This window comes from Acidovorax sp. NCPPB 3576 (assembly GCF_028473605.1).
Lineage (GTDB): Bacteria > Pseudomonadota > Gammaproteobacteria > Burkholderiales > Burkholderiaceae_C > Paracidovorax.
The window spans coordinates 2,179,119-2,204,656 of the sequence record NZ_CP097267.1 but is presented as its reverse complement, the minus strand read 5'-3'; the positions used below and the strand labels follow the sequence as shown (position 1 = coordinate 2,204,656).

General features: G+C 69.1%; 21 protein-coding genes. 11 read left to right on the top strand and 10 right to left on the bottom strand.

The features are described from left to right. Positions 1-5 precede the first annotated feature (5 nt). The gene (locus tag M5C98_RS10130; RefSeq protein WP_272552537.1) at positions 6-836 is read left to right on the top strand and encodes a thiazole synthase; all 831 of its coding nucleotides are present in this window, start codon (positions 6-8) and stop codon (positions 834-836) included. Further along, entirely contained in the window at positions 829-1,752 is a 924-nt protein-coding gene (locus M5C98_RS10125) for a thiamine phosphate synthase (RefSeq protein WP_272552536.1), read from the top strand. Before M5C98_RS10130 ends, M5C98_RS10125 begins: the two co-directional genes overlap by 8 nt. 103 nt (positions 1,753-1,855) lie before the next feature. Here M5C98_RS10125 and M5C98_RS10120 read toward each other — a convergent pair whose 3' ends face one another. After that, positions 1,856-4,090, bottom strand: a complete 2,235-nt coding sequence (locus tag M5C98_RS10120) for a hypothetical protein (RefSeq protein ID WP_272552535.1) — start codon at positions 4,088-4,090, stop codon at positions 1,856-1,858. 112 nt (positions 4,091-4,202) lie between these two features. On the opposite strand from M5C98_RS10120, the gene M5C98_RS10115 reads away from it, so the two are divergent. From M5C98_RS10115 to M5C98_RS10095, 5 genes are all read left to right on the top strand, one after another. Continuing rightward, entirely contained in the window at positions 4,203-5,726 is a 1,524-nt protein-coding gene (locus M5C98_RS10115) for a 3-hydroxyacyl-CoA dehydrogenase (RefSeq protein ID WP_272552534.1), read from the top strand. A 72-nt stretch (positions 5,727-5,798) separates the two neighbouring features. Further along, positions 5,799-6,578, top strand: a complete 780-nt coding sequence (locus M5C98_RS10110) for an oxepin-CoA hydrolase, alternative type (RefSeq protein WP_272552533.1) — start codon at positions 5,799-5,801, stop codon at positions 6,576-6,578. A 227-nt stretch (positions 6,579-6,805) separates the two neighbouring features. Next, positions 6,806-7,525, top strand: coding sequence for a Crp/Fnr family transcriptional regulator (locus M5C98_RS10105; protein ID WP_092743762.1), 720 nt, complete (start codon positions 6,806-6,808; stop codon positions 7,523-7,525). Between the two features lie 35 nt (positions 7,526-7,560). Continuing rightward, positions 7,561-8,646 (top strand): phosphotransferase, encoded by a 1,086-nt coding sequence (locus M5C98_RS10100; RefSeq protein WP_272552532.1) that lies wholly within the window; start codon positions 7,561-7,563, stop codon positions 8,644-8,646. A 62-nt stretch (positions 8,647-8,708) separates the two neighbouring features. Continuing rightward, on the top strand, positions 8,709-9,983 hold the full coding sequence (locus tag M5C98_RS10095) for an acyl-CoA dehydrogenase family protein (protein ID WP_272552530.1): 1,275 nt from the start codon (positions 8,709-8,711) through the stop codon (positions 9,981-9,983). Between the two features lie 63 nt (positions 9,984-10,046). Here M5C98_RS10095 and M5C98_RS10090 read toward each other — a convergent pair whose 3' ends face one another. Next, positions 10,047-10,772 carry a hypothetical protein gene (locus M5C98_RS10090; protein ID WP_272552528.1) on the bottom strand — a complete coding sequence of 242 codons (726 nt, stop codon included), beginning with the start codon at positions 10,770-10,772 and terminating at the stop codon, positions 10,047-10,049. Positions 10,773-10,930: 158 nt separating this feature from the next. On the opposite strand from M5C98_RS10090, the gene M5C98_RS10085 reads away from it, so the two are divergent. Then, a complete protein-coding gene (locus M5C98_RS10085) occupies positions 10,931-11,632 on the top strand; it encodes a hypothetical protein (RefSeq protein ID WP_272552526.1) in 702 nt (233 codons plus the stop codon). Positions 11,633-11,671: 39 nt separating this feature from the next. Here M5C98_RS10085 and M5C98_RS10080 read toward each other — a convergent pair whose 3' ends face one another. From M5C98_RS10080 to M5C98_RS10055, 6 genes are all read right to left on the bottom strand, one after another. Beyond that, the gene (locus M5C98_RS10080) at positions 11,672-12,688 is read right to left on the bottom strand and encodes an asparaginase (RefSeq protein ID WP_272552525.1); all 1,017 of its coding nucleotides are present in this window, start codon (positions 12,686-12,688) and stop codon (positions 11,672-11,674) included. A 110-nt stretch (positions 12,689-12,798) separates the two neighbouring features. Continuing rightward, positions 12,799-13,737, bottom strand: coding sequence for an adenylate/guanylate cyclase domain-containing protein (locus tag M5C98_RS10075; RefSeq protein ID WP_272552524.1), 939 nt, complete (start codon positions 13,735-13,737; stop codon positions 12,799-12,801). A 236-nt stretch (positions 13,738-13,973) separates the two neighbouring features. After that, a complete protein-coding gene (locus M5C98_RS10070; RefSeq protein ID WP_272552523.1) occupies positions 13,974-14,957 on the bottom strand; it encodes an LD-carboxypeptidase in 984 nt (327 codons plus the stop codon). Between the two features lie 65 nt (positions 14,958-15,022). After that, positions 15,023-16,420, bottom strand: coding sequence for a tRNA adenosine(34) deaminase TadA (gene tadA / locus M5C98_RS10065; protein ID WP_272552522.1), 1,398 nt, complete (start codon positions 16,418-16,420; stop codon positions 15,023-15,025). A gap of 55 nt (positions 16,421-16,475) precedes the next feature. Then, positions 16,476-16,727: a hypothetical protein gene (locus M5C98_RS10060; protein WP_272552521.1), complete on the bottom strand. Its 252-nt coding sequence runs from the start codon at positions 16,725-16,727 to the stop codon at positions 16,476-16,478. Between the two features lie 195 nt (positions 16,728-16,922). Next, positions 16,923-17,996 carry a branched-chain amino acid ABC transporter substrate-binding protein gene (locus tag M5C98_RS10055; RefSeq protein ID WP_272553237.1) on the bottom strand — a complete coding sequence of 358 codons (1,074 nt, stop codon included), beginning with the start codon at positions 17,994-17,996 and terminating at the stop codon, positions 16,923-16,925. Positions 17,997-18,283: 287 nt separating this feature from the next. Here M5C98_RS10055 and M5C98_RS10050 point away from each other — a divergent pair, with 287 nt between their 5' ends. After that, positions 18,284-20,293, top strand: a complete 2,010-nt coding sequence (locus M5C98_RS10050) for a peptidase U32 family protein (protein ID WP_272552520.1) — start codon at positions 18,284-18,286, stop codon at positions 20,291-20,293. Positions 20,294-20,494: 201 nt separating this feature from the next. After that, positions 20,495-21,781 carry an O-acetylhomoserine aminocarboxypropyltransferase/cysteine synthase family protein gene (locus M5C98_RS10045; protein ID WP_272552519.1) on the top strand — a complete coding sequence of 429 codons (1,287 nt, stop codon included), beginning with the start codon at positions 20,495-20,497 and terminating at the stop codon, positions 21,779-21,781. Between the two features lie 123 nt (positions 21,782-21,904). Here M5C98_RS10045 and egtB read toward each other — a convergent pair whose 3' ends face one another. Beyond that, positions 21,905-23,215 (bottom strand): ergothioneine biosynthesis protein EgtB, encoded by a 1,311-nt coding sequence (gene egtB / locus M5C98_RS10040; protein ID WP_272552518.1) that lies wholly within the window; start codon positions 23,213-23,215, stop codon positions 21,905-21,907. After that, positions 23,212-24,129, bottom strand: a complete 918-nt coding sequence (gene egtD, locus M5C98_RS10035) for an L-histidine N(alpha)-methyltransferase (RefSeq protein WP_272552517.1) — start codon at positions 24,127-24,129, stop codon at positions 23,212-23,214. The genes egtB and egtD overlap by 4 nt, the downstream gene beginning before the upstream one ends. 311 nt (positions 24,130-24,440) lie before the next feature. Between egtD and M5C98_RS10030 the strand changes: the two genes are divergently transcribed. Beyond that, positions 24,441-25,481: a metal-dependent hydrolase gene (locus tag M5C98_RS10030; RefSeq protein WP_272552516.1), complete on the top strand. Its 1,041-nt coding sequence runs from the start codon at positions 24,441-24,443 to the stop codon at positions 25,479-25,481. Positions 25,482-25,538 lie beyond the last annotated feature (57 nt).

Genomic DNA, 25,538 nt, shown 5'->3' with positions numbered 1-25,538 from the left:
GCGCCATGCATTCCCCTTCCAACCCTTCCCACGACAACGACGACACCGACGCGCTGGTCCTGTACGGCCAGCGCTTTTCCAGCCGCCTGCTGCTGGGCACCGCGCGCTACCCATCGCCCAGCGTGCTGGAGGCCGCCGTGCAGCGCGCCCGGCCCGCCATGGTGACCGCCTCGCTGCGCCGCCAGGGCAGCAACGCCGCCGAGACCGGCAGCGGCTTCTGGGATCTGCTGCGGCGCCTGGACGTGCCCGTGCTGCCCAACACCGCCGGGTGCCACAGCGTGCAGGAGGCCATCACCACCGCGCAGATGGCGCGCGAGGTGTTCGGCACGCCCTGGATCAAGCTGGAGCTGATCGGCGACGACTACACCCTGCAGCCCGATACGCTGAACTTGGTCGATGCCGCCTCGCAGCTGATCCGCGACGGCTTCCAGGTGCTGCCCTACTGCACCGAAGACCTCGTGCTGTGCCAACGCCTCGTCGATGTCGGCTGCCAGGCGGTGATGCCCTGGGCCGCGCCCATCGGCACCGGCCGCGGCCCCGTCAACCCCTATGCGCTGCAGTTGCTGCGCGAGCGCCTGGACGTGCCCATGCTGGTGGACGCCGGCCTGGGCCTGCCGTCCCATGCCTGCCAGGTGATGGAATGGGGCTATGACGGCGTACTGCTGAACACCGCCGTGGCCTTGGCGCAAGACCCGGTGGCCATGGCCGGCGCCTTCGCCGACGCCGTGCAGGCCGGCCGCACCGCCCGCCGCGCGGGCGCCATGGCCGCGCAGGAAGCCGCCCAGCCCAGCACCCCCGTACTGGGCACCCCTTTCTGGCACCACGACCATGGCTGAAATGCTGCACGGAAGCGCTTCGGGGCACGCCGCATCGGTGCGCGCCATCGTGGCCGCGCAGGGCGCCGCCTTCGCCGACTTTCCCTCTCAACCGGCCCCCGTGCCGCTGTCGGGCGGCCCGGTGTACCGCGCGGCGCTGGAGGCCTGCAGCGCATTGGGCTTCATCGCCAGCGATGCCGAATGCCTCGCCCGGGCCTGGCAGGCGCAGACGGACCGCAGCGGCGGCTTCGACGCCGCGCAGTGGCCCGATGCCCCCGAAGACTTCGGACTGCAGCCGCTGCCGCACCGCCAGCCCTTCCCCGCCTGCCCCCAGCGGCTCGGCCTGTATGCCGTGCTGCCCGACGCCCAATGGGTGGGCCGAATGGCCCGCGCCGGCGTGCCGACCGTTCAGCTGCGCTACAAGACCGACGATGCGGCCACCATCGCGTACGAAGTACGGGCCGCCGTGGAGGCCGTGCGCGGCACGCCCGCGTTGCTCTTCATCAACGACCACTGGCAGGCCGCCATCGAGGCGGGCGCCTACGGCGTCCACCTGGGCCAGGAAGACCTGGATGCGCTGGCGCCTGCGCAGTTGCAGGCCATCCGCGATGCCGGCCTGCGCCTGGGGGTCAGCACCCACGGCTATGCGGAGATGGTGCGCGCCGATGCCGCTGCGCCCAGCTACGTGGCCATGGGGGCGGTGTTTCCCACCACGCTCAAGAAGATGGCCACCGTGCCACAAGGGGTCGCACGGCTGGCGGGCTATGCCCGCCTGATGCGGCACTACCCGATGGTCGCCATCGGCGGCATTGGCGCCTCGCAATTCGCCGAGGTGCTGGCCACGGGCGTGGGCTCGATCGCCGTGGTGCGGGCGCTCGTCAATGCAGACGATCCGGAAGCCGCCGCACGGGATCTGATGGCCCGCATGGCGCACTGAGACGGGCAAAGCCTGCCGGGCCCGGACACCGGGCTGATCAGGTGCCGTCGCCAAGAAACGCATACGCAACACCACCATCGAAAAAGGCCCCGAAGGGCCTTTTTCATTTGTCCGTGCGCTGCTTTCGCTCCAGCTCTTCCAGCTCCAGCCGCAACTCCATCTTGTCGTTGTCCATGCCAAACCCGATGGGTTGGCCGGCGGGGGGTGGCTCGGTCACCGGCACCGGCGGCAGCTCGCTCAGGGTGAGGGGCGGCGGATCGGTCAGGTCGATGTCCAGCATGGCCTCGGAGATCGGCTTGGCTGCCAGGGGCGCCGGGATCGACTCCCAGGAAAACCCGGCAGACAGCGAATCGAGCGATTGAAGTTCCTGCTCTCTGCGCACTGCCGGGCTGTCCACACCGAACGCCCCTGGTGCAGTCGCCACAGGCGCCGGCGCTGGCACGACCTCTTCAGGCGGCGGTGTCAGGGGCGTGGTGCGGGCCCGCGGTGGCGGCGCCCCGCGCGCGCTGGCCGGGGTGGTCTGCGCGATGGCCAGCAACAGCAGCAAGTCGTCGTAGGCGGCGAGATCGAAAGGCGATGCGATGGCATCCTCGCCGCGCCGGAACAGGCAGCCCTCGAGCGTTTCCAGAACCGCGGGGGAAGACCATTCGGCTTCGATGGCCGCCAGCGCTTCCGTGTAGCTCTCCAGCGTCAGCCCCGTTTTGTGGAACGAGGAAAACTCCGGCACCTGGGCATTGAACTGCGCCTGGAACTGCGCTCGAAGCTGGTTGAAGCTCTCTACCCGGCTGAGCGTGTGGTACAGGCGCAGCAGCTCCAGGTAAGCGAAGGGCGAGGTCTCTCCATGCTCGGCGATGTGGCGCTTGAGCACGCCGATGGCCTGGTCATGTTCGCCCACCGACACGAAGAAGTCGGCCTGCTGCTGAATGTCGAACAGCTCTTCCGGGTGGACGATCGGCGCGGCCCGCACGGCGGCCAGCGGTGGCGGAACGACGGGCACCGGCGGCACGGGGGCCGGCGGAACCGGTGGTGCCAGGGGCGCCGGGGCGCTGCGCAAGGACGGCTCGGTCCGGCGCATGACCGGAGGCGGTGCGCGCTCGGGCAAGGTGGCGCCGCGCGGGGTGACCTTTGCGGGGGCAGGCACCGGCGCAGGGACCGGAACCGGCACTGGCATGGGCACCGCGACCGGCGTGGCGTGCGCGACAGGCGCCGGCAGGCTGGACCAATCGTCGGCGGACTGGGGGGCGGTCTGGAGCGACTCACGCCCTGTCGGCCCGTCCATCACACCGGCAGGCACGGGTTCCATGCCGCCGCTGGCCGCTACAGCGTGGTTCCAGCCCAGGGACGATTGCCGGCGCGCCCGCGCCCAGATCCACGCCGCCAACCCGAGGGCCAATGCCAGCAAAGCCAGCAACCCATAGACGACCGTGGAAGAAAAACGCTCGGACTCGGCGGCTTGGAGCTGCTGCTTGAGCTGAGCGGCTGCGGCACGCTCGGACGTGGCCTGTGCGCGCTGCGCAGCCACTTCGGCTTCGAGCTTGCCGGTGCGCGCCGCGGACTGCTGCAATTCTTCCACCGGCGTGTTGAGGGCCTTCCACAATGCGGCCGCTTCGGTGCGCTGGGGGCTGGAGTCGGTTGCAGTCGGTGCCGCCATCTCCGGGGCCGAACGCAACGGCAACGGCGCGTCGAGCCACACATCCAGCGGTTCCATCACCAGGCGGGGGCGCTCGGGCGGTACTGGCTGCTGCGGAGGGGCGAACGCTGCTCGGCCGGTGCCGGGCGCGGCCGGTGCCGCATTGGCGCGGGGCGCCATCGCGGTCGCTGCGGGCGCGCGCGGTGGACGGGGTGCGGCCGCCGGCCTGCGGGGGGCGCTGTCGGTTGCGGCGGAGGAGCGCCCCACGCTTGTGGCGCCGGCACCGTCGCCGGCCAAGCCAGCGCCCGGACTGGCTGCGGTGCTGGGCCGGGCCCATTGGCCCAGATCCACCGGACGCGATGCGCCCGCAGCCGCCTCAGGCAGTTGCGCAAAAAAAGTGTAGTTTCGTGTAACACCGCCGCGGCATCCCGCGGTCAGTGTGGCGGTGAGAATGGGCTCGTCGGCCGAGACGTTGGCCTGCACCCGCACTGCCGGCGAGCGCCCGGCAGAAGCCGGTATGGGCGTCACCCGCACCCTCGAGTCGGGCACCGGCGTTTCGCCAGACACCAAGCGGGCCGCCACGCAGGAGGATTCGACATCCGTGCCCGGATCGGGCTGGATTTCAAACACCAGATCCACCGGAGCGCCCAGCACAACGGCGCCGCGGCTCGCGCCCAGCGAAAGTGCCGTGGCGCTGCAGGCAACCATCGACAAACTTGCACCAAGAATCGCGTTACTTATTTTCACAACAGTTTCTTTTTTGTTCGGCCCATTCTGGCACATAAGTCCTCCCCAATAAGCCGCCGCCATAATGCGCCCCATGACCAGCAACCCATTTTCCTTCGTGGGCATCATAGGCACCGGTGCCATGGGCCAGGGCATTGCCCAGATGGCGGCACAGGCCGGCAGCAATGTTCTTCTATTTGATGCCAAGCCTAACTCAGCAGGCGAAGCGATTGACCATATCAAGCAGCAATGGCTGCGTCTTGCAGGCAAGGGCCGCATCACCGAAAGCCAGGCCTCCGACTGGCAAGCACGGTTAGCAGCGGTCTCCTCCCTGGAGGGGCTGGCGCAATGCGACCTGATCGTGGAAGCCATTGTGGAACGGCTCGACGCCAAGCAGTCGCTTTTTGCACAGATGGAGCGCATTGTCGCCACAGATGCCGTGCTGGCAAGCAACACCTCATCGCTTTCGGTGACGGCCATTGGTGCGGCGCTGCAACACCCCCAGCGTTTGGCGGGTTTTCATTTCTTCAATCCGGTGCCGCTGATGAAGGTGGTGGAGGTGATCGCCGGCCTGCGCACCGACCCCGCCGTGTGCGAACGGCTCGCGGCGCACGCCCGCTGCATGGGGCACACCCCCGTGCAGGCGCAAGACACGCCGGGCTTCATCGTCAACCACGCGGGACGGGGCTACGGCACCGAGGCGCTGCGGATCGTGGGCGAGGGCGTTGCCGACTTCGCCACGGTGGACCGCATCCTGCGCGACCAGGTCGGCTTCAAGCTCGGCCCCTTCGAACTCATGGACCTGACGGCGCTGGACGTGTCGCATCCCGTGATGGAGTCGGTCTATCACCAGTATTTCGAAGAGCCCCGCTACCGGCCCAGCGTGATCACCGCCCAGCGCCTGGCCGGCGGCATGCTCGGCAAGAAAACGGGCGAGGGCTTTTACCGCTATGCCGACGGCGTGGCACAGGTGCCCGCGGAGCCGGCCGCGCCGGTCGTGGATCACATACCGCCGGTCTGGGTATCCCCCCGCGCCGCGCGCCGGGCCGAGCTGTACCAGCTGCTCAAGGACCTGGGCGCGCAGATCGAGACCGGCACCTCGCCCTCGCCCCATGCGATCACGCTGGTCGCGCCCCTGGGGTTCGACATCACCACGGTGGCCGTGGTGGAGCGGCTCGATCCGGCCCGCACCATCGGCATCGACATGCTGGTGGAAGACGCTGCCACCAAGCGCCGCGTGCTGGCCACCAACCCCGCCACGCGCGTGGACATCCGCAATGCAGCGCATGCGCTGTTCGCGCGCGACGGCAAGCCGGTGAGCGTGATCCGCGACAGTGGCGGCTTCGTCACGCAGCGCGTGGTGGCCACCATCGTGAACATCGCCAGCGACATCTGCCAGCAGAGCATCTGCAGCCCGGCCGATCTGGAAACGGCGGTCACGCTGGGCCTGGGGTATCCGCTCGGGCCGCTGGCCATGGGCAACCGCTGGGGGCCGACCAATATCCTCGAAGTGCTGTTCAACATGCAGACCGTGTATGGCGACACGCGCTACCGGCCCAGCCCCTGGCTGCGCCGGCGCGGTGCGATCGGGCTCAGCCTGCTGCACGAAGAAGAGTGAACCCACCGCCCCTCCCCGCGGGCCGGCGCGTTGCCGGCCCCAACCGCCTCTTCTTCTTTACCTAAAGCGCCCATGCCCGCACAACTCCAGAGCACCAGCCACGGCCAGACCCTCGTGCTGACCATCCGCCATCCGGAAATGCGCAACGCGCTCGATCCGGCCATCTATGCGGCAGGCATCGAAGCACTGAACGGCACCGAGCGCAACGCGGAGGTACGCAGCGTGGTCATCACCGGCGCCGACGGCACCTTCTGCGCGGGCGGCAACCTGCAGCGGCTGCTGGCGCGGCGCCAGGAAGATGCCGAATCGCAGGCGCAGGGCGTGGAGGCGCTGCACCACTGGATCGAAACCATCCGCGCCTACCCCAAGCCGGTGATCGCCGCGGTCGAGGGCGCAGCGGCCGGCGCGGGCTTTTCGCTGGCGCTGGCGTGCGACCTCATCGTGGCGGCGCGCAACGCGAGCTTCACCATGGCCTACAGCAGCATTGCGCTGTCGCCGGACGGCGGCGCCAGCTGGAGCCTGGCCCACGCCGTGCCGCGCCAGCTGGCCTCCGAAATGCTGATGGGCGGCGGCAAGGTGGATGCCGAGCGCCTGCATGCCCTGGGCGTGGTCAACCGGCTGTCGCAGTCCGGATCGGCCCTGGCCTGCGCGCTGGAACTGGCGGACACCTTGAACGCACGCGCACCCAATGCGCTGGCCAGCATCAAGGAGCTGATCAGCGATGCGCCGCAGAACACGCTCACCGCGCAACTGGCCCAGGAGCGCCAGCATTTCGTGCGCAACCTGCAGCACCCCAACGCGGGCGAAGGCATCTCCGCCTTTCTTGAAAAGCGCTCGGCGCGCTATCAATAAGATAGCAATCCAGGCATATGAAACGGCGGCATCGGGGCATTCCGCCTTGAATCGCCGCGCCTGACCTCGTTCATCGTCTCTGCGCCTGCCCTTGGGGGGGCAGCGGCGCAGTGCGCCCGTGCGCGCACGCCAGACACGCAGGCGACAGCCCCGGGACAACGAGAGGCAGTGGCGCCGGTCCCGCGCGCGACAATGAAAGCGATACCAGTCACCCAAAAGACAGACCAATGGACGACCCCATTCTTACCATCGAAGAACGTGAAGCGATCAATACCGGTCGCTGGTTCTCTTCCCTCTCCCCCTCTCTGCGGCACGACATTCTCCGATGCGCGTACGTCAAACGCTTCAAGGACGGCGGCCTGATCGCCGCCCGCGGCGATCCGCCCGAGGAATGGATCGCCTGCGCCCGCGGCGCGGTGCGGGTGAGCTCCACCTCCATCTCGGGCAAGCAGATCACGCTGACCTATGTGGAGCCCGGCATCTGGTTCGGCGACGTGGCGATCTTCGACGGGGACCGCCGCACGCACGATGCCTATGCGCATGGCGACACGACCATCCTGTGCGTGGCCAAGGCCGACTTCCGCAAGATCCTCAGCGCGCACGTGGAGTTCTACGAAGCCATGCTGCGGCTGCACGCGCGGCGCATCCGCCAGCTCTACGGCCTGGTGGAAGACCTCAACACCCTGCCCCTGCGCGCGCGGCTGGCCAAGCAGCTGTTGCACCTGGTGCGCAGCTACGGCATTCCCAGCCTGTCGGACGGGCGCGAGATGCGCATCGGCCTGCAGCTGGCGCAGGAAGAACTGGCGCAGCTGCTGGGCGCCTCGCGCCAGCGCGTGAACCAGGAACTCAAATCGATGGAGCGCGAGGACGCCATCCGCATCGAGCCGGGCGGCCTCGTGGTGCGTGACCGCGAAGCCCTGATGCGCATCGCAGAAACCGACAACTGACCGCCCCCGCCGGCCTCCCACCTCCACCGCACTCCATGAGCAACTACGACCACTTCATCGGCACCCGGCCTGTCTCCGACCAGCATGCGTTCGACACCCGGGCCCTGAGCGACTGGCTGGGCCGGCACCTGGACGGGTTCGCCGGACCGCTGACGGTGGAGATGTTCAAGGGCGGCCAGTCCAACCCCACCTACAAGCTCGTCACGCCGGGCCGCAGCTACGTGATGCGCGCCAAGCCCGGGCCCGTCGCCAAGCTGCTGCCCTCGGCCCATGCGATCGAGCGCGAGTTCGCGGTGATGAGCGGGCTGGCCGGCACCGACGTGCCCGTGCCGCAAATGCATGTGCTGTGCGAGGACGAGTCGGTGATCGGCCGCGCCTTCTACGTGATGGAGTTCATGGAAGGCCGCGTGCTGTGGGACCAGTCCCTGCCCGGCCTGCAGCCGGCCGAGCGCGGCGCGATCTACGACGAGATGAACCGTGTGATCTCCGCGCTGCACACGGTGCGCTTCGCCGAGCGGGGCCTGGCCAGCTACGGCAAGCCGGGCAACTACTTCGACCGGCAGATCGGCCGCTGGAGCAAGCAGTACGCCGCCTCCATCACCCAGCCCATCGAGGAGATGGACCGGCTCATGAAGTGGCTGCCCGCGCACATTCCGGCCAGCGCCCGCGACGAGAACCGCGTGTCCATCGTGCATGGCGACTTCCGGCTCGACAACCTGATGTTCCACCCCACCGAGAACCGCGTGATCGCGGTGCTGGACTGGGAGCTGTCCACCCTGGGCCATCCGCTGGCCGATTTCAGCTACCACTGCATGGCCTGGCACATCCCGCCGGGCATGTTCCGCGGCATCGCGGGGCTGGACATCGCGGCCCTGGGCATTCCGGACGAGGCGGACTACATCCGCCGCTACTGCGAGCGCACCGGCTTCACCACGCCCGAGGCGCTGCGCCCCGACTGGAACTTCTACCTGGCCTACAACCTGTTTCGCCTGGCCTCCATCCTGCAAGGCATCGCCAAGCGGGTCGAGGCCGGCACCGCCTCCAGCGCCCAGGCCCGCACCTCGGGCGAAGGCGCCCGGCCCCTCGCCCAGATGGCGTGGGGATTCGCCCAGCGCATGTGAAACCACGGCCGGCGCTGCAGCACCGCCGGCCGGCCCCCAAGCCTTTCAACCGGAGGACCGCGATGGATTTTGACTACTCACCGAAGACCCAGGACCTGCAGGCACGCCTGCGGCAGTTCATGGACGACCACATCTACCCTTCGGAGCCCGCCTATGCCGCCGAACTGGCGGCCAACACTGCCGCGGGCAAGCGCTGGACGGCACTGAACACCATCGAGCAGCTCAAGCCCAAGGCCCGCGCCGCCGGGCTGTGGAACCTGTTTCTGCCGGTGGACAGCGCTGCCGCCTCGGGCTATGACGGCGCCGGGCTGACCAACCAGGAATACGCGCCCCTGGCCGAGATCATGGGCCGCGTGCCATGGGCCAGCGAGGTGTTCAACTGCTCGGCGCCCGACACGGGCAACATGGAGACCATCGCCCGCTACGGCAGCGACGAGAACAAGGCGCGCTGGCTCAAGCCGCTGCTGGAGGGCCAGATCCGCTCGGCCTTCGCCATGACCGAGCCGGACGTGGCCTCCAGCGACGCGACCAACATCGAGACGCGCATCGAACGCCAAGGCGACGAGTACGTCATCAACGGCCGCAAGTGGTGGATCTCCGGCGCGGCGGACCCGCGCTGCGCGGTGTTCATCACCATGGGCAAGAGCGATCCCGAAGCGGCCCGCCATTCGCAGCAGAGCATGGTGCTGGTGCCGGCCGATGCGCCGGGCATCCGCATCCTGCGCCCTTTGAACGTGTTCGGCTACGACGACGCGCCCCATGGCCACGTGGAGATGGTGTTCGAGAACGTGCGCGTGCCCGCCTCCAACATCCTCTTGGGCGAGGGCCGCGGCTTCGAGATCGCCCAGGGCCGCCTGGGCCCGGGCCGCATTCACCACTGCATGCGGCTCATCGGCCTGGCCGAACGCGCGCTCGAGTTGATGTGCCGCCGCGCCAGCAGCCGCGTCGCCTTCGGCAAGCCGGTCTCGCAGCAGACGGTGACGCAGGAGCGCATCGCCGAAGCGCGCTGCAAGATCGACATGGCCCGCCTGCTCACGCTGAAAGCGGCGTGGCTGATGGACGTGGCGGGCAACAAGGTCGCGCGCACCGAGATCGCCATGATCAAGGTGGTGGCGCCCAGCATGGCCTGCCAGGTGATCGACTGGGCCATGCAGGTGCATGGCGGCGGCGGCATGTGCGACGACTTCCCCCTGGCCTATGCCTATGCCAACGCGCGCACCCTGCGCTTTGCCGATGGCCCGGACGAAGTGCACCGCAATGCCATCGCCAAGTGGGAACTGGGCAAGTACGGAACGTACGGAAGCAGCGTGGAGCCGCCCATCACGCGCGGCTGCTGAGAGCGCGGGCATCGCCCCGAGGCGCAGGGCCCCGTTTCGGGCCCTGCCTCGGGGTGGGCCCCGCTAATCCGCGGCGCCGGTCCCCTGGGGCAAATGCTGCAAGGCGCTGCGGGCCGCTTCGTGCAGCAGCATCACCGCATCGGCCAGCGTCTGCAGGTGATCGCCCGGGTATTCGATGCGCAGCGACACCTTGCCGCGCGCGACCATCAGCATCAGCGGCGGTGCCTTCGGCGCGCGCGTGCCGGCCTCGTCGGGTTCGCCCTGGGCGGGCAGCAACATTTCCAACAGGTGGGACACCATGGCCGGTTGTACCCAGCGTTTGGCGTGGCTGCCGCCCTCGCCCACCACCGCAAAATGCTGCCAGAACGGAAGCGGCACGCCGGGCCAGGCCATCTCCTCGAACATGGCGAGCCAGCGCACCTCTTCGGACAACTCGCCGGTGAGCGAGGTTTGCAGCGTGTCGGTGAAGGCGCCGTAGGCTTCGCGTTCCAGCGCCTCCTTGAGCGGACGGGAGACCAGCATCAGCGCCAGGTCGGGCTGCACACCCACGTCGATGCGTGCGCGCAGCTCCGTTCCCCGCAGGTAGTGGCGCTGCGGCGCCCCGCATTCCAGCCGCCAGGTGCGCCCTTCGTACTGGCCCAGCATCAGGAACCCGCCCGGCTCGGCGGTGCGCGAGAAAGCCAGGCCCTGCGCGGCAGCCCACTGCTGGGTGTCCTCCAGCGACACGGGGCGCGGAGGATCGTCGGGACGCGATCCCAGGGCGAAGGCTTTGCGAAAGCGCTCGAACATGGTGTGGAAAATCAGGGAAATGGCAGGGAAAAGCACCCATTATTCGCCCAAACCCGCAACCTCTGCTCGCACACGCTAGCATGCACGGCACTTTCCACCCTTTGGTACTTCTTCGGTCCTGGCTGGGCCGTACTCGCCCGGCTGCCAGAAATCCCCGCATGACCACCCAGCCCATCGCCCCGGCCCCAACCGCCGCGCCTGCCGGCATGCCCTCTGCAACCGCCCTGTCGCGCCGGGAGATCGTCGGTGCTGCCGCACTGAGTCTGTCGCCGTTCAAAGGGGCATGGGCTGGCACCGCAGTCGCCTGGCCGCCCGAAGGCACATCCGACACGGCGGTGCAACTGGTGCGCTGGGTGCAGGGCATGGCCGACAACGCCGGCCTGCCGTTCGCCGTGATCGACAAGCTGGGCGCACGGCTGCATGTCTTTGCGGCCGATGGCCGCTGGCGTGGCAGTGCGGCGGTGTTGCTGGGCTCCGCCCGCGGGGATGCCTCGGTGCCTGGCATCGGCGACAAGCCCCTGTCCAGGATACGCCCCGAAGAACGCACCACCCCGGCCGGCCGGTTCGTCACCGAGCCGGGGCTGAACCTGCGCGGCGACGACATCGTCTGGATCGACTACGACGCCGCCGTCTCGATGCACCGGCTGCGCAGCGTGAGCCCCGCGGAGCGGCGGCGCGAGCGGCTCACCCAGGGCAGCGCGCAGGACAAGCGGATCTCGTACGGCTGCGTGAATGTGGACGCCGCGTTCTACGACCGGCTCATCGCGCCCGTGTTCGGCCAATCGGCCGGCGTGGCGTACATCCTGCCGGACACCTGGCCTTTTGCTACGGTTTTTGTAGCTGCCAGCGCATACCAGTGAAGCGGTGGAGGCCGATTTTTATCGAAGCGGCTTGGCAGATCAAGGCGCCGCGCGCTCCAGCCGGAACACCGGGCGGCGCTCGCCCACGGGCACGCCCCGCGCGCTCAGCAGCGGTGCGGCGCGCCAGGGTTGCAAGGCTTCGCGCTGGGCCGCATTCATCCAGCCCAGCTGGTCCAGCACCTCGACGGCGGCGGCGATTTGCGCGGTCATGTTGCCGTCCATGATCTTGAGCGCGAAGGCCTCGCCCCGGCTGCGGCTGCCCAGGACCTGCACGCCATCGGCGCCCGTCTTCGACACCCAGTCGCCCCCGCCGGCCCGCATGAAGTCGGCATCGTGCCGGCCGGTGCCCGATCCCAGCGCGGGAAACGCCACCATGGCGTCGGCCAGCGGCGCCAGGTGCCGGCCCAATTCGCTGTCTTGCGGCCCTTCGCTGGCCAGCCGCGCATAGCCCCGCGCCAGGTGGGCCAATGGCATCGCGTAGTTGGGTGCCGAGCAGCCGTCGATGCCCATGGCCAACTCGTGCGGCGCAAGCCCCACCGCGCCAGCGACCTCCTCGCGCACCCGGGCCTGCAGCGGGTGGGCGGGGTCGGTGTAGTCAGGCAAGGGCAGCCCCTGCTGCACGCAATAGGCCACGAACCCCGCATGCTTGCCGCTGCAGTTGTGGTGGCGTTCGTCGGGCACGAAGCCCGGCGCCATCGTGCCCAGCCCGAGCGCGGCGAACAGCGGCACGTGGCAACCGCAGCGCAGCACCGTGTGGCTCTGGCCCGCGCTGTCCAGCATGCCCTGCACCACCTCCACGTGCTGCGGCTCGCCGTTGTGGCTGGCGCACAAAAGGGCCAGCTCTCGCTCGCCCCAGCCGAGGGCCTCGACCCCACCGGACCGCAGCAGCGGCAGCGCCTGGAAGGCCTTGATGGTGGACCGGGTGAACACCTGCGCTCCCGGGTCCCCCGCCTGCGCGAGCAGCCGGCCCTGGCGGTCCACCACAGCCACCGAGCCGGCATGCAGGCTTTCGGGGATTCCGCCGCGGGTGAGTTCGATCAACGGGACATGGCGCATGGGGCAACTCGCTTTCGTTGGAAGGACCAGGCACGCCATCGGGCACCGGGCCAGAAAAATTCAGCGGCGGGACGCACCGCACCGCACCACACCGCATCGATGCAGCGGATTCAATGCGGCAGAACGATCCCGCCCGACACACGGAACCCCACCGTCGGCCCGCCGCCCGCCTTGCCCAGCGGCACGCCCAGGGCGATCAGCCCCGTGCCATGCAGCAGGCAGGCGTCGCGGCGCAAATTGACGACGGTGCTGCCGCCACCGAAGTGCACCCAGGTGCCGAAGCTGCTGAGGTCGGTGAGCACGAAGGTGCCGTTGCGCCAGTCGATGCGGGCATGCAGCCGCGAGACGCGGGGGTCGCCCACATGCACCTCGGCCTGCGTGGCGCGGCCCAGGTGGACGGGCGTTTGCGTGGATAGGAAGGCGCGGTGCGCGCCGCCCCAGGACAGCTCGAGGCAGGCGCTGCCGGAATCGAGCGGCACCACCGCGCTGGGCAGGGCCGCCTGCATGGTCACCGAATCGCCCTCCTCGCCGTCGCGCCACTCGACCTGGTACATCACGATGGGTTCGGACCGGCCGCGCAGGTCCATGGCGCCCAGGCGCACGAACCAGGTGCCGTCCACCGAGCCGGCCTGCTCCACGGTGCTTTCGGTGGCCCAGATCTCGCGCGGGCCGGCGCGCTCGGACAACCGGGCCGCCACGTTGACGGCATCGCCGTAGCAGTCGCCGTCCACCTGAACGATCTCGCCGCTGGCCAGCCCCGCGCGCAGGTCAAGGCGCAACTCGCGCGGCCAGGCATGCATGCGTTGGCGGTGGCTGCGCATCATGGCGGCCATGGCCGCCACGCCGGACGCGCCGTCCTCGAACACGCCGAGCACACCGTCGCCCAGCGTCTTGACCACGCGGCCGCCGTGCGTAGTGACGGTCTCGCCCATCCAGTCGGTCAACTGGGTCACCGCGGCGGTGGCGCGCTCATTGCCCACGGCCTCGAACAGCGCGGTGCTGCCTGTGATGTCGGCGAATACGACGGTGTGCACGGTGCGGTCCGTCATGGAACGGCCTTGCGGCGCAGGGTTTGCAACGAGCCAGCCGCCCGCGCAGCGCGCCACGGGACGGTGGCGCCCAACATTTCAGCAGCGATCAGGGGCGTGTGGACACACGGGAACAGGCCAGGCACGTAGGAGAAAAAATGGAAACGGAGTGCAAATTATGGGGCCGGTTTTGACGGCCTGCAGCGCGCCTTGCCGGCCGCCCTGGAGGCGCGGCGGGCGCCCTCGGCCAGCGCGCGTCAGTGGATGTGGCCCCAATACAGCAGCGCATCGCGTCCTTCGACCGACAGCGACACGGTGGCGCCCACGGGCAGCAGCACCTTGGTGGCCACGTGGCCGTAAGGCAGGTTGGTGAGCACCGGCGCCTTGATCTGCGTTCGCAGCCAGTCCACCACGCTTTGCAGCTTGAAGCCCTTGTCGTGCGGCGCGAGCTTGTATCCCGTGAACTGGCCCAGGATCACGGCTTTTTGCTGCGCCAGCACGCCGGCGTGCAGCAGTTGCGTCAGCAGGCGCTCCACGCGGTAGGGGTGCTCGTTCACGTCTTCGATGAAGAGAATGCCGCCGCGCACCGCGGGCAGGTAGGGTGTGCCCACCAGCGCGGCCAGCACGGCCAGATTGCCGCCCCAGAGCTGCGCGCTTTTCACGTAGATGTCGCGCACCGCGGGCTGGCCGGCGGCGTTGGGCTTTTCGGCGTTCATGCGCCAGCCGCTGCCCTCGCCGTGGCCGGTGAGCAGGTCGTCCAGGCAGGCGAGCATGATGTCGTCGGGCTCGCCTTCCGGGCCCAGGTCTCCGCACAGCGACGGGCCGGCCCAGGTGATGGCGCCGGTCTTGGCCAGCAATGCGTTCTGGAATGCCGTGAAATCGCTCACGCCAACGAAGCGCATTCCCCCCGCGACCGCCTTGGCCACCGCCTTGTAGCGGATGCCCGGCAGGATGCGGGTGATGCCGTAGCCCCCGCGCGAGATCAGGGCCAGGTCGGCGCCGCTGGCCGCCGCGCGGTGGATGGACGCGAGCCGCGTGGCGTCGTCGCCCGCAAAACGCGTGTGCGTGGCCAGGGCATCGGCATCCACCTCGACCTCGTGGCCCATGGCTTTCAGGCGGGCGACGCCGCGCTTGAACGCCGCCTTGTCGCGCACCGCGCCGGACGGCGAATAGATATAGATGTGCCGGGGGCCGTGGTCGTGGCCGCAATGGGCGTGGTCGTCGTGGGAAGCAAGGGACAAGGCATTCAGGCCGCGCGGGCCTGCTCCGGTGGATGCGGTGTGTGCGCCGGAGCCATGCCGGCGCGCTAGGGTCGGAAGTATTCCACAGCCCGTGCGGCGATTTCGGCGCCCTGCTCCGGCACGAAATGCCCCGCGCCGGGCACCGCCAGCGGCGGCGCGCTGCCACGCACCAGGGCGTGCAGGGACTGCATGGCGTCGGGGCCGAGAGCGGCATCGGGCGCACCGGCCACCAGCAGGCTGCGCCCGGTCCATTCGCTTTGCCAGAAGCGGCGGGCGGCTTGCGTGATCCCGGTGCCCTGCGGCCCATCGGGCACGGCCTGCGGCAGCGCCCGCAGCGCGGCACGAAAACCCACATCGGGAAACGGCGCGTCGTAGGCCGCCTGCACCTCGGGAGGCAGCAGGCTGCCGGCCTGCGCCACCACGCGGCCCGCGCCCGCGCCGCGGCCAGCACGTGCACATTCGGCCTGCCATGCCCGCAGGCGGGCGGGCGGCGGCGCATCGGCGCCCGCGAGCCAGCTGTTCATGGCCAGCAAGCCGTCGAACCGCCCGGGCAAGGCCATGGGCAGCGTCAGGCCCAGCGCGCCGCCCCAGCCCTGCACCACGAGCACGGCGTGGCGCAGGTTGAGACGTTCGATGCATTCGATCAGCACCTGCCGGTGCCATTCAAAGCGGTGGGCAGCCTCTTTCTTGGGCTTGTCGCTGCGGCCGAAACCGATGAGGTCCGGCACCACCACCCGGTCGCCCGCCGCGGCGAACACCGGCAGCATGTGGCGGTACAGGTAGCTCCAGGTGGGCAGGCCGTGCAGGCACAGCCAGGTGCGCGCGGCGTCGCGCGGGCCCTCGTCCAGGTAGTGCAGGCGCAAGCCCGCCAAAGCAGGCAGATCGCTCAGGTAATGCGGAGCCCAGGGGTAGCCAGGCAGCCCGGCGAAGGCGGCGTCCGGCGTGCGCAGCGCATCGTCGCGCAGCGGATGGGCGGCCAGCGCCTGGGCGCGCTGCTGGCGGCGCCGCTGGCGGAAAAAGCCGCTGAGCAGCTCGCCGCACTCATCGGCCAGCACGCCGCGCCGCACCTGGGTGTGGTGGTTCAGCCGCGGCTCGGCGAACAGATCGACCACCGAGCCGGCGGCGCCGGTCTTGGCGTCCGCCGCGCCGTACACCACGCGCGGCAGGCGGGCGTGCAGCATGGCGCCGCTGCACATGGCGCAGGGCTCCAGCGTGACGTAGAGGGTGCAATCTTCCAGCCGGTAGTTGCCCAGGCGCTGCGCGGCGGCGCGCAGCGCGGCGATCTCGGCGTGCGCGGTGGGATCGTGGCCGGCGATGGGGGCGTTGCGGCCCGTGGCGATGATTTGGCCCTGGCGCACCATCACCGCGCCCACCGGCACCTCGCCCGCCTCGGCCGCAGCGCGCGCCTCGGCCAGCGCCTGGCGCATCCAGTGGGCATCTTCATCCTGGGCCGGCAACGTCATTTGCTATTTTTTTTATAGCTACCAAGACATGAAAAACGGCGGCATGGGGCCGATTTCACTTGGATTCGTCTTCTGGCATGGGACGCGCCTGCTGCATGAGCGCCTCCATCTGCTGCTTGACCTGCTGCTGCACCTGCTGGCTTTGCGCGCGCACCGTGGCGGCCGAGGCGCCGCTGGCCGGTGGCTGGGCGCCCGGCACCGAGATCACAGGCACCGAAACGCGCGTGGCGCCCATCTGCTTTTTGACGAGCACGCCGACGATCGCCAGGGCCACGAGCAGGCCCACCAGTCCGAATCCCATGCGCATGGTCAATCTCCGTGTGTTGCGCGACCGGCTGCGGCCCGATGCCGTGCCACGCTTCGATTCCGCCGGCCAGCCCATTCGCGGGGTCACGGGATCACGGGATCGAAATCGCACGGGCAGTTGCATCAGTGGCGGCGCCGGACAGAGCCGCCACTGTAACGAAGAACAGCGCACCGGCAGGTGCGCATGGACAGGAGATCAGTTCAGCGCCACCCGGGCATTGGCCGGGTAGTGGTACAGCGTCACGGCGGGTGCCGTCAGCTCGCCCTTGGGCGTGAACGCGATGTTCGCCGTCACCCCCTTGTACTGCGTCTTGGCCAGGAACGGCGTATAGACCTTGGGATTCACCGAATCGGCGCGCTTCATCGCGTCCACCAGCACCATGGCCGCGTCGTAGGCGTAGGGGCTGTAGATCTGGAACTGGCCGGGGAACTTGGCGTCGTAGCGCTTCTTCCAGTCGGCGCCGCCCTGCATCTTGGTGACGGAGGCGCCGCCGGTGGCGCAGGTCACGTTCTTGAGCACGGCGGCCTTGGACGACAGGTCGGGCAGCTTCTCGGTGCACAGCGCATCGCCGCCGAAATACTTCACCGATCCCAGGCCCAGTTGCTCCATCTGTCGCAGCATGGGGCCGGCCTGGGCATCGAGGCCGCCGTAGAAGATGCCGTCGGGCTTCCTGGATTTGATGGCAGTGAGGATGGCCATGAAGTCCGTGGCCTTGTCGTTGGTGAACTCCTCGGACACCACCGTCAGGCCCTTTTGCAGCGCCGTGGCCTTGAACACTGCCGCCACGCCCTGGCCGTAGGCCGTGCGGTCGTCGATGATCGCCACGGTCTTGAGCTTGAGGTGGTCCGCCGCGTAGAGTGCCAGCGCCGCGCCCAGCGCGCTGTCGTTGGCGATCAGGCGGAAGGTGGTCTTGTAGCCGGGCTTGGTCAGGTCGGGGTTGGTGGCGGCGGCCGTGATGTGCGGCAGATCGCACTTGTCGTAGATGGACGACGCGGGAATCGACGTGCCCGACTGCAGGTGGCCGACCACGCCCGCCACCTTCAGGTCGCACAGCTTCTGCGCCACGCCCGTGGCCTGGCGCGGGTCGCCGGCGTCGTCTTCGGCGGCCAGCTCGAAGCGGATCTTCTTGCCGCCGATGACCAGGTTCTGGGTGTTCAGGTCGTCCAGCGCCATGCGCACACCGTTTTCGGTGTCCTTGCCGATGTGGGCGATGCCGCCAGAGAGGGGGCCGACGTGGCCGATCTTGACGGTCTGCACGTCCTGGGCCATGGCGGCGCCGCAGACCGCGAAGGCCGCGCAGGCCAGCGCCGTGGACCGCAGGGAAAAACTCCGTCGGGAAGCGTTCAGGTTCAGCACTCTCAAAGTCTCCATCCTTGTCGTTGGAAAGCCGCCAGAGCCGGCGGCAAGGCGTGCGTATGCTAGCCGCGCCATGCACCCGATTCGGGACAAATCGCACCAATTCAGTGCAGATTGCGGGGCATTCGTGGCGCTAATGCCCGGCTGGCCAGGCTCGCCTGGGTAGGCACCGGCGGCGGCCGCTGGGATAATCGCGCCCCATGTCCCTGCTGCCCCACCAGATCGAACTGCTCTCTCCCGCGCGCGACGCCGACATCGGCATCGAGGCCGTCAACCATGGCGCCGACGCCGTCTACATCGGCGGCCCGGCCTTCGGCGCCCGGGCCGGCGCGGGCAACGATCTGCGCGACCTGGAGCGCCTGGTGCGCCACGCGCACCGCTTTCACAGCCGCATCTTCGTCACGCTGAACACCATCCTGCGGGACGACGAGCTGGAAGGCGCGCGGCAGATGGCCTGGCAGGTGTACAACGCCGGGGCCGACGCGCTCATCATCCAGGACATGGGCCTGCTGGAGTTGGACCTGCCGCCCATCCAGCTGCACGCCAGCACCCAGACCGACATCCGCACGCCCGAGAAGGCGCGCTTCCTGCAGGACGCGGGCCTGTCGCAGATCGTGATCGCGCGCGAACTGGACCTGCAGGAGATCGCCGCCGTGCGAGCCGCCACCGACCCGGCGCGCACCACCATCGAATTCTTCGTGCACGGCGCGCTGTGCGTGGCCTATTCCGGCCAGTGCTACATCACCCATGCGCACACCGGCCGCAGCGCCAACCGGGGCGACTGCAACCAGGCCTGCCGCCTGCCGTACGAGGTGCTGGACGGCAGCGGGCGCATCATCGCCCACGAAAAGCACGTGCTGTCGATGAAGGACAACAACCAGAGCGACAACCTGCGGGCGCTCATCGATGCCGGCGTGCGCAGCTTCAAGATCGAGGGCCGCTACAAGGACATGGGCTACGTGAAGAACATCACGGCGCACTACCGCAAGCTGCTCGACGAGATCATCGAAGAGCGCGAGTTCTCGGCCGAGCCTTTGGTGCGCTCGTCGTCCGGGCGCACCACGTTCACCTTCACGCCCGACCCCGACCAGAACTTCAACCGCGAGTTCACCGACTACTTCGTCAATGGGCGCCAGGACGACATCGGCGCGTTCGACACGCCCAAGACGCCGGGTCGCGCCATCGGGTGGGTCACCAAGGTGGGCGAGAACTTCGCCGAACTCGAACTGTCCCGCCCGGACACCGTGCTGCACAACGGCGACGGCCTGTGCTACTACGACCTGCAAAAGGAACTGGTGGGCCTGCAGATCAACCGCGCCGAGGCCGTCAACGCCAGAAAAGGCCTGTGGCGCGTGTTCCCCAAGGACCCCATCGCCGGCTTCAAGGATCTGCGCAAAGGGCTGGAGATCAACCGCAACCGCGACATGGACTGGGTGCGCACGCTCGACAAGAAGTCGAGCGACCGGCGCATCGGCCTGTGGGCGCAGCTGTCCGAAACGCCCGATGGCTTCGACCTCACGCTGACCGACGAGGACGGCTTCGTCGGCAGCGCGGCGATCGTGCACCCGCACCAGCGCGCCACCGACGGGCCCCAAGCCGAGGCCACGCTGCGCGAGCAGCTCGGACGCTTCGGCGCCACGCTGTTCTCCGTGCACGACATCGCCCTGAGCCTCTCGCAGCCTTGGTTCATTCCGGCCTCGGCATTGAACCCGCTGCGCCGCGACGCGGTGGCCGCGCTCGAATCGGCGCGCACCGCCGGCCTCGTGCGCCTGCCCCGCGCCGAGCCCGTCCAGCCCCCCGCGCCCTTCCCCGAAGACACGCTTAGCTACCTGGCGAACGTGTTCAACCAGAAGGCGCACGACTTCTACATGAAGCACGGCGTGAAGGTGATCGATGCGGCCTACGAGTCGAAGGAAGAGGAAGGCGAAGTCAGCCTGATGATCACCAAGCACTGCGTGCGCTTTTCCATGAGCCTGTGCCCCAAGCAGGCCAAGGGCGTGATCGGCGTGAAGGGCACCATCAAGGCCGAGCCGCTGCAGCTCATCAACGGCAAGGAAAAGCTCACCCTGCGCTTTGACTGCAAGCCCTGCGAGATGCACGTGGTGGGCAAGATGAAGAAGTCGGTGATCAACCAGCACGCGCGCGACATGCAGGCGGTGCCGATGCAGTTCTACCGCACACGGCCCGCGACGGGCAAAGCCACCGCGTAAAGCCCGAGGGGCCGACAAGCGGGAAGCCCCACCCGCACGGGATCGGTGGCGGGCGCACGGGCCACGGTGCGCGCATAAGCACATAGCCAATGCGTTGTTCGGGCACCGGGCGCGCGGTGCAAGAATGGCCCGCGCCGCGTTGCGCAGGCCTCGCCTGCGCTTCACGCAACCTGTTCCCGTCACCCCAGAAAGAGACAACCCATGCGGATCGAAACCCTCGCCGTCCATGCCGGACAGTCGCCCGACCCCACCACCAAGGCGGTGGCCGTGCCCATCTACCAGACGGTGGCCTACGCCTTCGACAGCGCCCAGCACGGCGCCGACCTGTTCGACCTCAAGGTGCAGGGCAACATCTACTCGCGCATCATGAATCCGACCAACGACGTGCTGGAAAAGCGCGTCGCGGCGCTGGAGGGCGGCATCGCCGCGCTGGCCGTGGCGTCGGGCATGGCGGCCATCACCTATGCGATCCAGACCATCGCCGAGGCGGGGGACAACATCGTCTCGGCCAGCACGCTCTACGGCGGCACCTACAACCTGTTCGCCCACACGCTGCCCCAGCAGGGCATCACCACGCGGTTTGCCGATCCGCGCGACCCGGCCAGCTTCGCGCAGCACATCGACGCGCGCACCAAAGCCATCTTCATCGAATCCATCGGCAACCCGCTGGGCAACGTGACCGACATCGCAGCCCTGGCCAAGGTCGCGCACGACCACGGCGTGCCGCTCATCGTGGACAACACGGTGCCCAGCCCCTACCTGCTGCGCCCCATCGAGCACGGCGCCGACATCGTGGTGCACTCGCTCACCAAGTACCTGGGCGGCCACGGCAACAGCGTGGGTGGTGCCATCGTGGACAGCGGCAAGTTCCCCTGGGCAAAGCACAAGGCGCGCTTTCCGCGCCTGAACGAGCCCGACGTGAGCTACCACGGCGTGGTCTATACCGAGGCGCTGGGCGAGGCGGCCTTCATCGGCCGCGCGCGGGTGGTGCCGCTGCGCAACACCGGTGCGGCGCTGGCGCCGCAGAACGCGTTCCTGATCCTGCAAGGCATCGAGACGCTTGCGCTGCGCATGGACCGCATCTGCGAGAACACGCTGGCCATCGCTCGTGCGCTGCAAGGCCATCCCAAGGTGGAGTGGGTGCGCTACGCCGGCCTGCCGGACCATCCGGACCATGCGCTGGTGCAGCGCCAGTTGGGCGGGCGCGCATCGGGCATCCTGTCGTTCAGCCTGCGTTCGCAAGAAGGCACCGACCCGCGTGCAGCGGGTGCGCGCTTCCTGGATGCACTGCAGCTGTTCACGCGGCTGGTGAACATCGGCGACGCCCGCTCGCTGGCCACGCACCCCGCATCGACCACGCACCGCCAGCTCGACGCGGGCGAGCTGGCCAAGGCCGGGGTCACCGAAGGCATGGTGCGGCTGTCCGTGGGCATCGAGCACATCGACGACCTGCAGGCCGATCTGGCGCAGGCGTTGCAGGCGGTGTGACCGCCGCGCGGCCGGGGCGGCGGACTGCGGCCGCCGGCTTCCACGCAATTCATGGTCTTTTTGGCCTCCAGCGCAATCAGCACTAGGGCATACCGCTATTGATTCAATAGCAAATCAATCTTGTCACAGGTCCCGCGCCAGCCGCAGCCCCGAAAACTGCCAGCGCGCCGTGGCGGGAAAGAAGTTGCGGTACGTCGCCCGCACATGCCCCGCTGGCGTGGCGCACGAGCCGCCACGCAGCACGTACTGGTTGACCATGAACTTGCCGTTGTACTCCCCCACCGCGCCGTCGGCCACGCGAAACCCGGGATACGCCGCATAGCTGGACTGCGTCCACTCCCACACGTCGCCGAACAACTGCACCAGGCCCCGCCCTGCATAGGACGCGGGCCGCGGATGCAGCGTGCCGCTGTCGGCGAAATGGCCATTGTCGGCATGGGCGCCCTGCTGGGCCGCAGCCACCTCCCATTCGGCCTCGGTGGGCAGGCGGGCGCCCGCCCAGCGCGCATAGGCGTCGGCCTCGTAATAGGACAGGTGCACCGCCGGTGCATGGGACTGCAGCGGGCGCGGGCCGGCCAGGGTGAACTCATACCACGTCGCGCCTTTGCGTTGCCAGTAGATGGGATGCGCCAGTTGCTGCGCACGGACCCAGTCCCACCCCTCGGCCAGCCAGTGGGCGGATTCCTGGTAGCCGCCGTCTTCCACGAAGGCCAGGTACTCGGCCGTGGTCACCGGGCGATGGGCCAGCTCGAATGGCTGCAGATACACCCGGTGGCGGGGGCCTTCGTTGTCGAAGGCAAAGCCCTCGGCGCCGGCATGGCCGATCTCGCATACGCCGCCAGCGAAGGGCTGCCACGCCAGCGGCACGCCCCCGGCCGGCGACGGCTGGGCCTGCTGCGCCTGCGCCCCGTGGCCCGGGAGCCGGTACGCCGGCCACAGCGGGCTGCACGACAGCAGGTGCTTGACGTCGGTGAGGATCAGCTCCTGATGCTGCTGCTCGTGTTGCAGCCCCAGCTCGACCAAAGCGGCCAGCGCGGCATCATGGGGCCGCTCGGCCAGCAGGCGGGTCATGCGGCCGTCCACGTCGGCGCGGTAGGCCAGCACCTGCGGCAGCTCGGGCCGCGTCAGCAGGCCGCGTTGTGCGCGCGGATGCTTGTCGCCCACGCCGTTGTAGTAGGAATTGAAGATCACCCGGAAAGCCGGATGGAACGGCGCGAAGCCGGCCTCGTTCGGCTCCAGGACGAAGGTCTCGAAGAACCAGGTGGTGTGCGCCAGGTGCCATTTGACGGGGCTGGCGTCGGGCATGGATTGCGCGCAGCAGTCCTCGTCGGACAGCGGCAGGGCGAGGGCCATGGAGGCGCGGCGCACCTCGGTGTAGCGCGCGCCCAGCGTGCCGGGTGCGACGGGGTGGGGAATGCGGGTGGCGAGGTTCATGGCTGGGCGTGCACCACGGCGAACCAGCCCCGCTCGTCCGTCCAGGCCTGCGCGCGCGAAAAACCCGCGCGCGCCAGCAGCGCCTGAAAGGCCGTGAGGCTGTATTTGTAGCTGTTTTCGGTGTGGATGCGCTCGCCCGCGGCAAAGTCGCGGCCACCGCCGGGCCATCGCACCTGGGCACCGTCGCGCGCCTCCAGATGCATCTCGATGCGCGACTGCTCCCCATTGAAGAACGCCCGGTGTTCCCAGGCCTCGGGCGCGAAATCGCTGCCGATGAGCCGGTTCACATGGGCCAGCACGTTGCGGTTGAACGCGGCCGTCACGCCGGCGGCATCGTCGTATGCCGCCTCAAGCACCTCGACATCCTTGGGCAGGTCGATGCCGATCAGCAAAGCCCCGTCGCCATCCACCATCGCGCGCATGCGAGAGAGCAGCTCCAGCGCCTGGGGCGGATCGAAATTGCCGATCGACGAGCCGGGGTAGAACACGACCCGGCGGGCACGGGGAATGTCCGGGGGCAACTGGATGGCGCGTGTCAGGTCGCCCGCCACCGCGTGGGCTTTCAGCCCCGGCAGGTCGGCGCACAGCCGGGCCACGCCCTCGCGCAGGAAGTCGGCCGAAATGTCCACGCCCACGAACCGCTGAGGCTGCAGCAGCCGGCACAGCGTGCGCGCCTTCTCGCAGTTGCCGGCGCCCAGTTCGATGACCGTGCCGCCCTGCCCCACGGTGCGGGCGATGTCGTCGCCGTGTGCCCGCATCAAGGCGTGCTCGGTGCGGGTGGGGTAGTACTCGGGCAATCGGGTGATTTCCTCGAAGAGCTGGGAGCCCCGCTGGTCGTAGAAATACTTGGGAGATATGAACGCGGGATGGCTGAGCAGCCCCTGGAGGATGTCGTGGTGCGGTGTGTTTTGCATGGCGCTCGGGGGCTGGGGGTCGGTTGGATCGCAGCGCACCATCGGGCAGCGCTGCAACGCATGGCCATTCTCGGATCGCTCTCGGGCGACGTGCAAACGCCATGTAACAGAGCATTACAGACGGCTCAGCGCCCGGCTGTAGGACACGTCCGCTACCTCGGCTCGGCCCGGAACGGCGTTTTTAGGCAGCTCCGCCCCAGATCATCCCCGCCGCCGCACGGCTTTTTCCCGGCCGCGTTGGCACACTGGCGCGGCTGGGCCACACTCCGCCGATCGACACCATCGCCGCCGATGCGGCCCGCCCTGACGCCATGGATTCCCTGACCCAGATCGCCCTTGGTTCCGCCGTCTCCCTGGCCGTGATGGGCCGGCGCACCGCCCCCTGGAAAGCCGCGCTGTGGGGGGCGGTGGCGGGCACACTGCCCGACCTGGACGCCTTCATCGACCACGGCAATGCCATTGCCGACATGGTTCAGCACCGGGCGGAAAGCCACGCCCTGCTGTACCTCAGCCTGTTTTCGCTGCCCCTGGGGGCGCTGGTGGCCCGCCTGCATGGCGAGCAGGCCGGCTGGCGAAGGTGGTGGCTGGCGATGTGGCTTGCGCTCATCACCCATCCACTGCTGGATGCCATGACGGTGTACGGCACCCAGTTGTGGAAGCCGTTCACCAGCCACCCTTATGGCGTGGGCAGCATTTTCATCATCGACCCGCTGTACACCGTGCCGCTGATCGTCGGCGTGGTGGCAGCGCTGGTCAGCGGCGCGCCGCTCGGGGCGCGTTGGAACCGCTGGGGCCTGGCGCTCAGCACGCTCTACCTGGCGTGGAGCGTGGGCGTGCAGCAGCACGTCACCGGCGTGGCCCTGCAATCGCTGCACACGCAGGGCCTGCCGGTGCAGACGGTGCTGGTCACCCCCACGCCCTTCAACACCCTGCTGTGGCGCGTGGTGGCCGTCACGCCGACCCAGTACGCCGAGGGCTTCTATGCCCTGGCCGACGGCAAAAAGCCCATGCAATGGACGGTGCACGAGCGCGGCGCCCCGCTCATCAGCCGCTACCAGGCCGTGCCCGCCGTGCAGCAGGTGGCACGCTTCAGCCACGGCTTTTATCGCATGCGCGCGCGGGCAGGCCGCGTCTTGGTGACCGACCTGCGCATGGGGCAGGAGCCCGACTACACCTTCCAGTTCGATCTCGGCACGCCCGAGCAACTGGACGCCGGCCAGCCCGACGTGGCGCTGCGCGGACAGCGCCCGACGGACATCGGCACGGCCCTCGCCGCGCTGTGGCGGCGCATGTGGGGCCATTCGGGCGGATCGGGACCTTTCGGCGCCGATGTGGGACGCAGCAGCCCATGAAAAAAGCCGGCGCAACGCGCCGGCTTCGCCCACCAGGCTGTCAATGGCCGAACCCGC

Coding starts and splice junctions, on each gene's coding strand:
- M5C98_RS10130 (WP_272552537.1), top strand. CDS start 6: ATGCATTCCCCTTCCAACCCTTCCCACGACAACGACGACACCGACGCG.
- M5C98_RS10125 (WP_272552536.1), top strand. CDS start 829: ATGGCTGAAATGCTGCACGGAAGCGCTTCGGGGCACGCCGCATCGGTG.
- M5C98_RS10120 (WP_272552535.1), bottom strand. CDS start 4,090: ATGGTTGCCTGCAGCGCCACGGCACTTTCGCTGGGCGCGAGCCGCGGC.
- M5C98_RS10115 (WP_272552534.1), top strand. CDS start 4,203: ATGACCAGCAACCCATTTTCCTTCGTGGGCATCATAGGCACCGGTGCC.
- M5C98_RS10110 (WP_272552533.1), top strand. CDS start 5,799: ATGCCCGCACAACTCCAGAGCACCAGCCACGGCCAGACCCTCGTGCTG.
- M5C98_RS10105 (WP_092743762.1), top strand. CDS start 6,806: ATGGACGACCCCATTCTTACCATCGAAGAACGTGAAGCGATCAATACC.
- M5C98_RS10100 (WP_272552532.1), top strand. CDS start 7,561: ATGAGCAACTACGACCACTTCATCGGCACCCGGCCTGTCTCCGACCAG.
- M5C98_RS10095 (WP_272552530.1), top strand. CDS start 8,709: ATGGATTTTGACTACTCACCGAAGACCCAGGACCTGCAGGCACGCCTG.
- M5C98_RS10090 (WP_272552528.1), bottom strand. CDS start 10,772: ATGTTCGAGCGCTTTCGCAAAGCCTTCGCCCTGGGATCGCGTCCCGAC.
- M5C98_RS10085 (WP_272552526.1), top strand. CDS start 10,931: ATGACCACCCAGCCCATCGCCCCGGCCCCAACCGCCGCGCCTGCCGGC.
- M5C98_RS10080 (WP_272552525.1), bottom strand. CDS start 12,688: ATGCGCCATGTCCCGTTGATCGAACTCACCCGCGGCGGAATCCCCGAA.
- M5C98_RS10075 (WP_272552524.1), bottom strand. CDS start 13,737: ATGACGGACCGCACCGTGCACACCGTCGTATTCGCCGACATCACAGGC.
- tadA (WP_272552522.1), bottom strand. CDS start 16,420: ATGACGTTGCCGGCCCAGGATGAAGATGCCCACTGGATGCGCCAGGCG.
- M5C98_RS10060 (WP_272552521.1), bottom strand. CDS start 16,727: ATGCGCATGGGATTCGGACTGGTGGGCCTGCTCGTGGCCCTGGCGATC.
- M5C98_RS10055 (WP_272553237.1), bottom strand. CDS start 17,996: ATGGCCCAGGACGTGCAGACCGTCAAGATCGGCCACGTCGGCCCCCTC.
- M5C98_RS10050 (WP_272552520.1), top strand. CDS start 18,284: ATGTCCCTGCTGCCCCACCAGATCGAACTGCTCTCTCCCGCGCGCGAC.
- M5C98_RS10045 (WP_272552519.1), top strand. CDS start 20,495: ATGCGGATCGAAACCCTCGCCGTCCATGCCGGACAGTCGCCCGACCCC.
- egtB (WP_272552518.1), bottom strand. CDS start 23,215: ATGAACCTCGCCACCCGCATTCCCCACCCCGTCGCACCCGGCACGCTG.
- egtD (WP_272552517.1), bottom strand. CDS start 24,129: ATGCAAAACACACCGCACCACGACATCCTCCAGGGGCTGCTCAGCCAT.
- M5C98_RS10030 (WP_272552516.1), top strand. CDS start 24,441: ATGGATTCCCTGACCCAGATCGCCCTTGGTTCCGCCGTCTCCCTGGCC.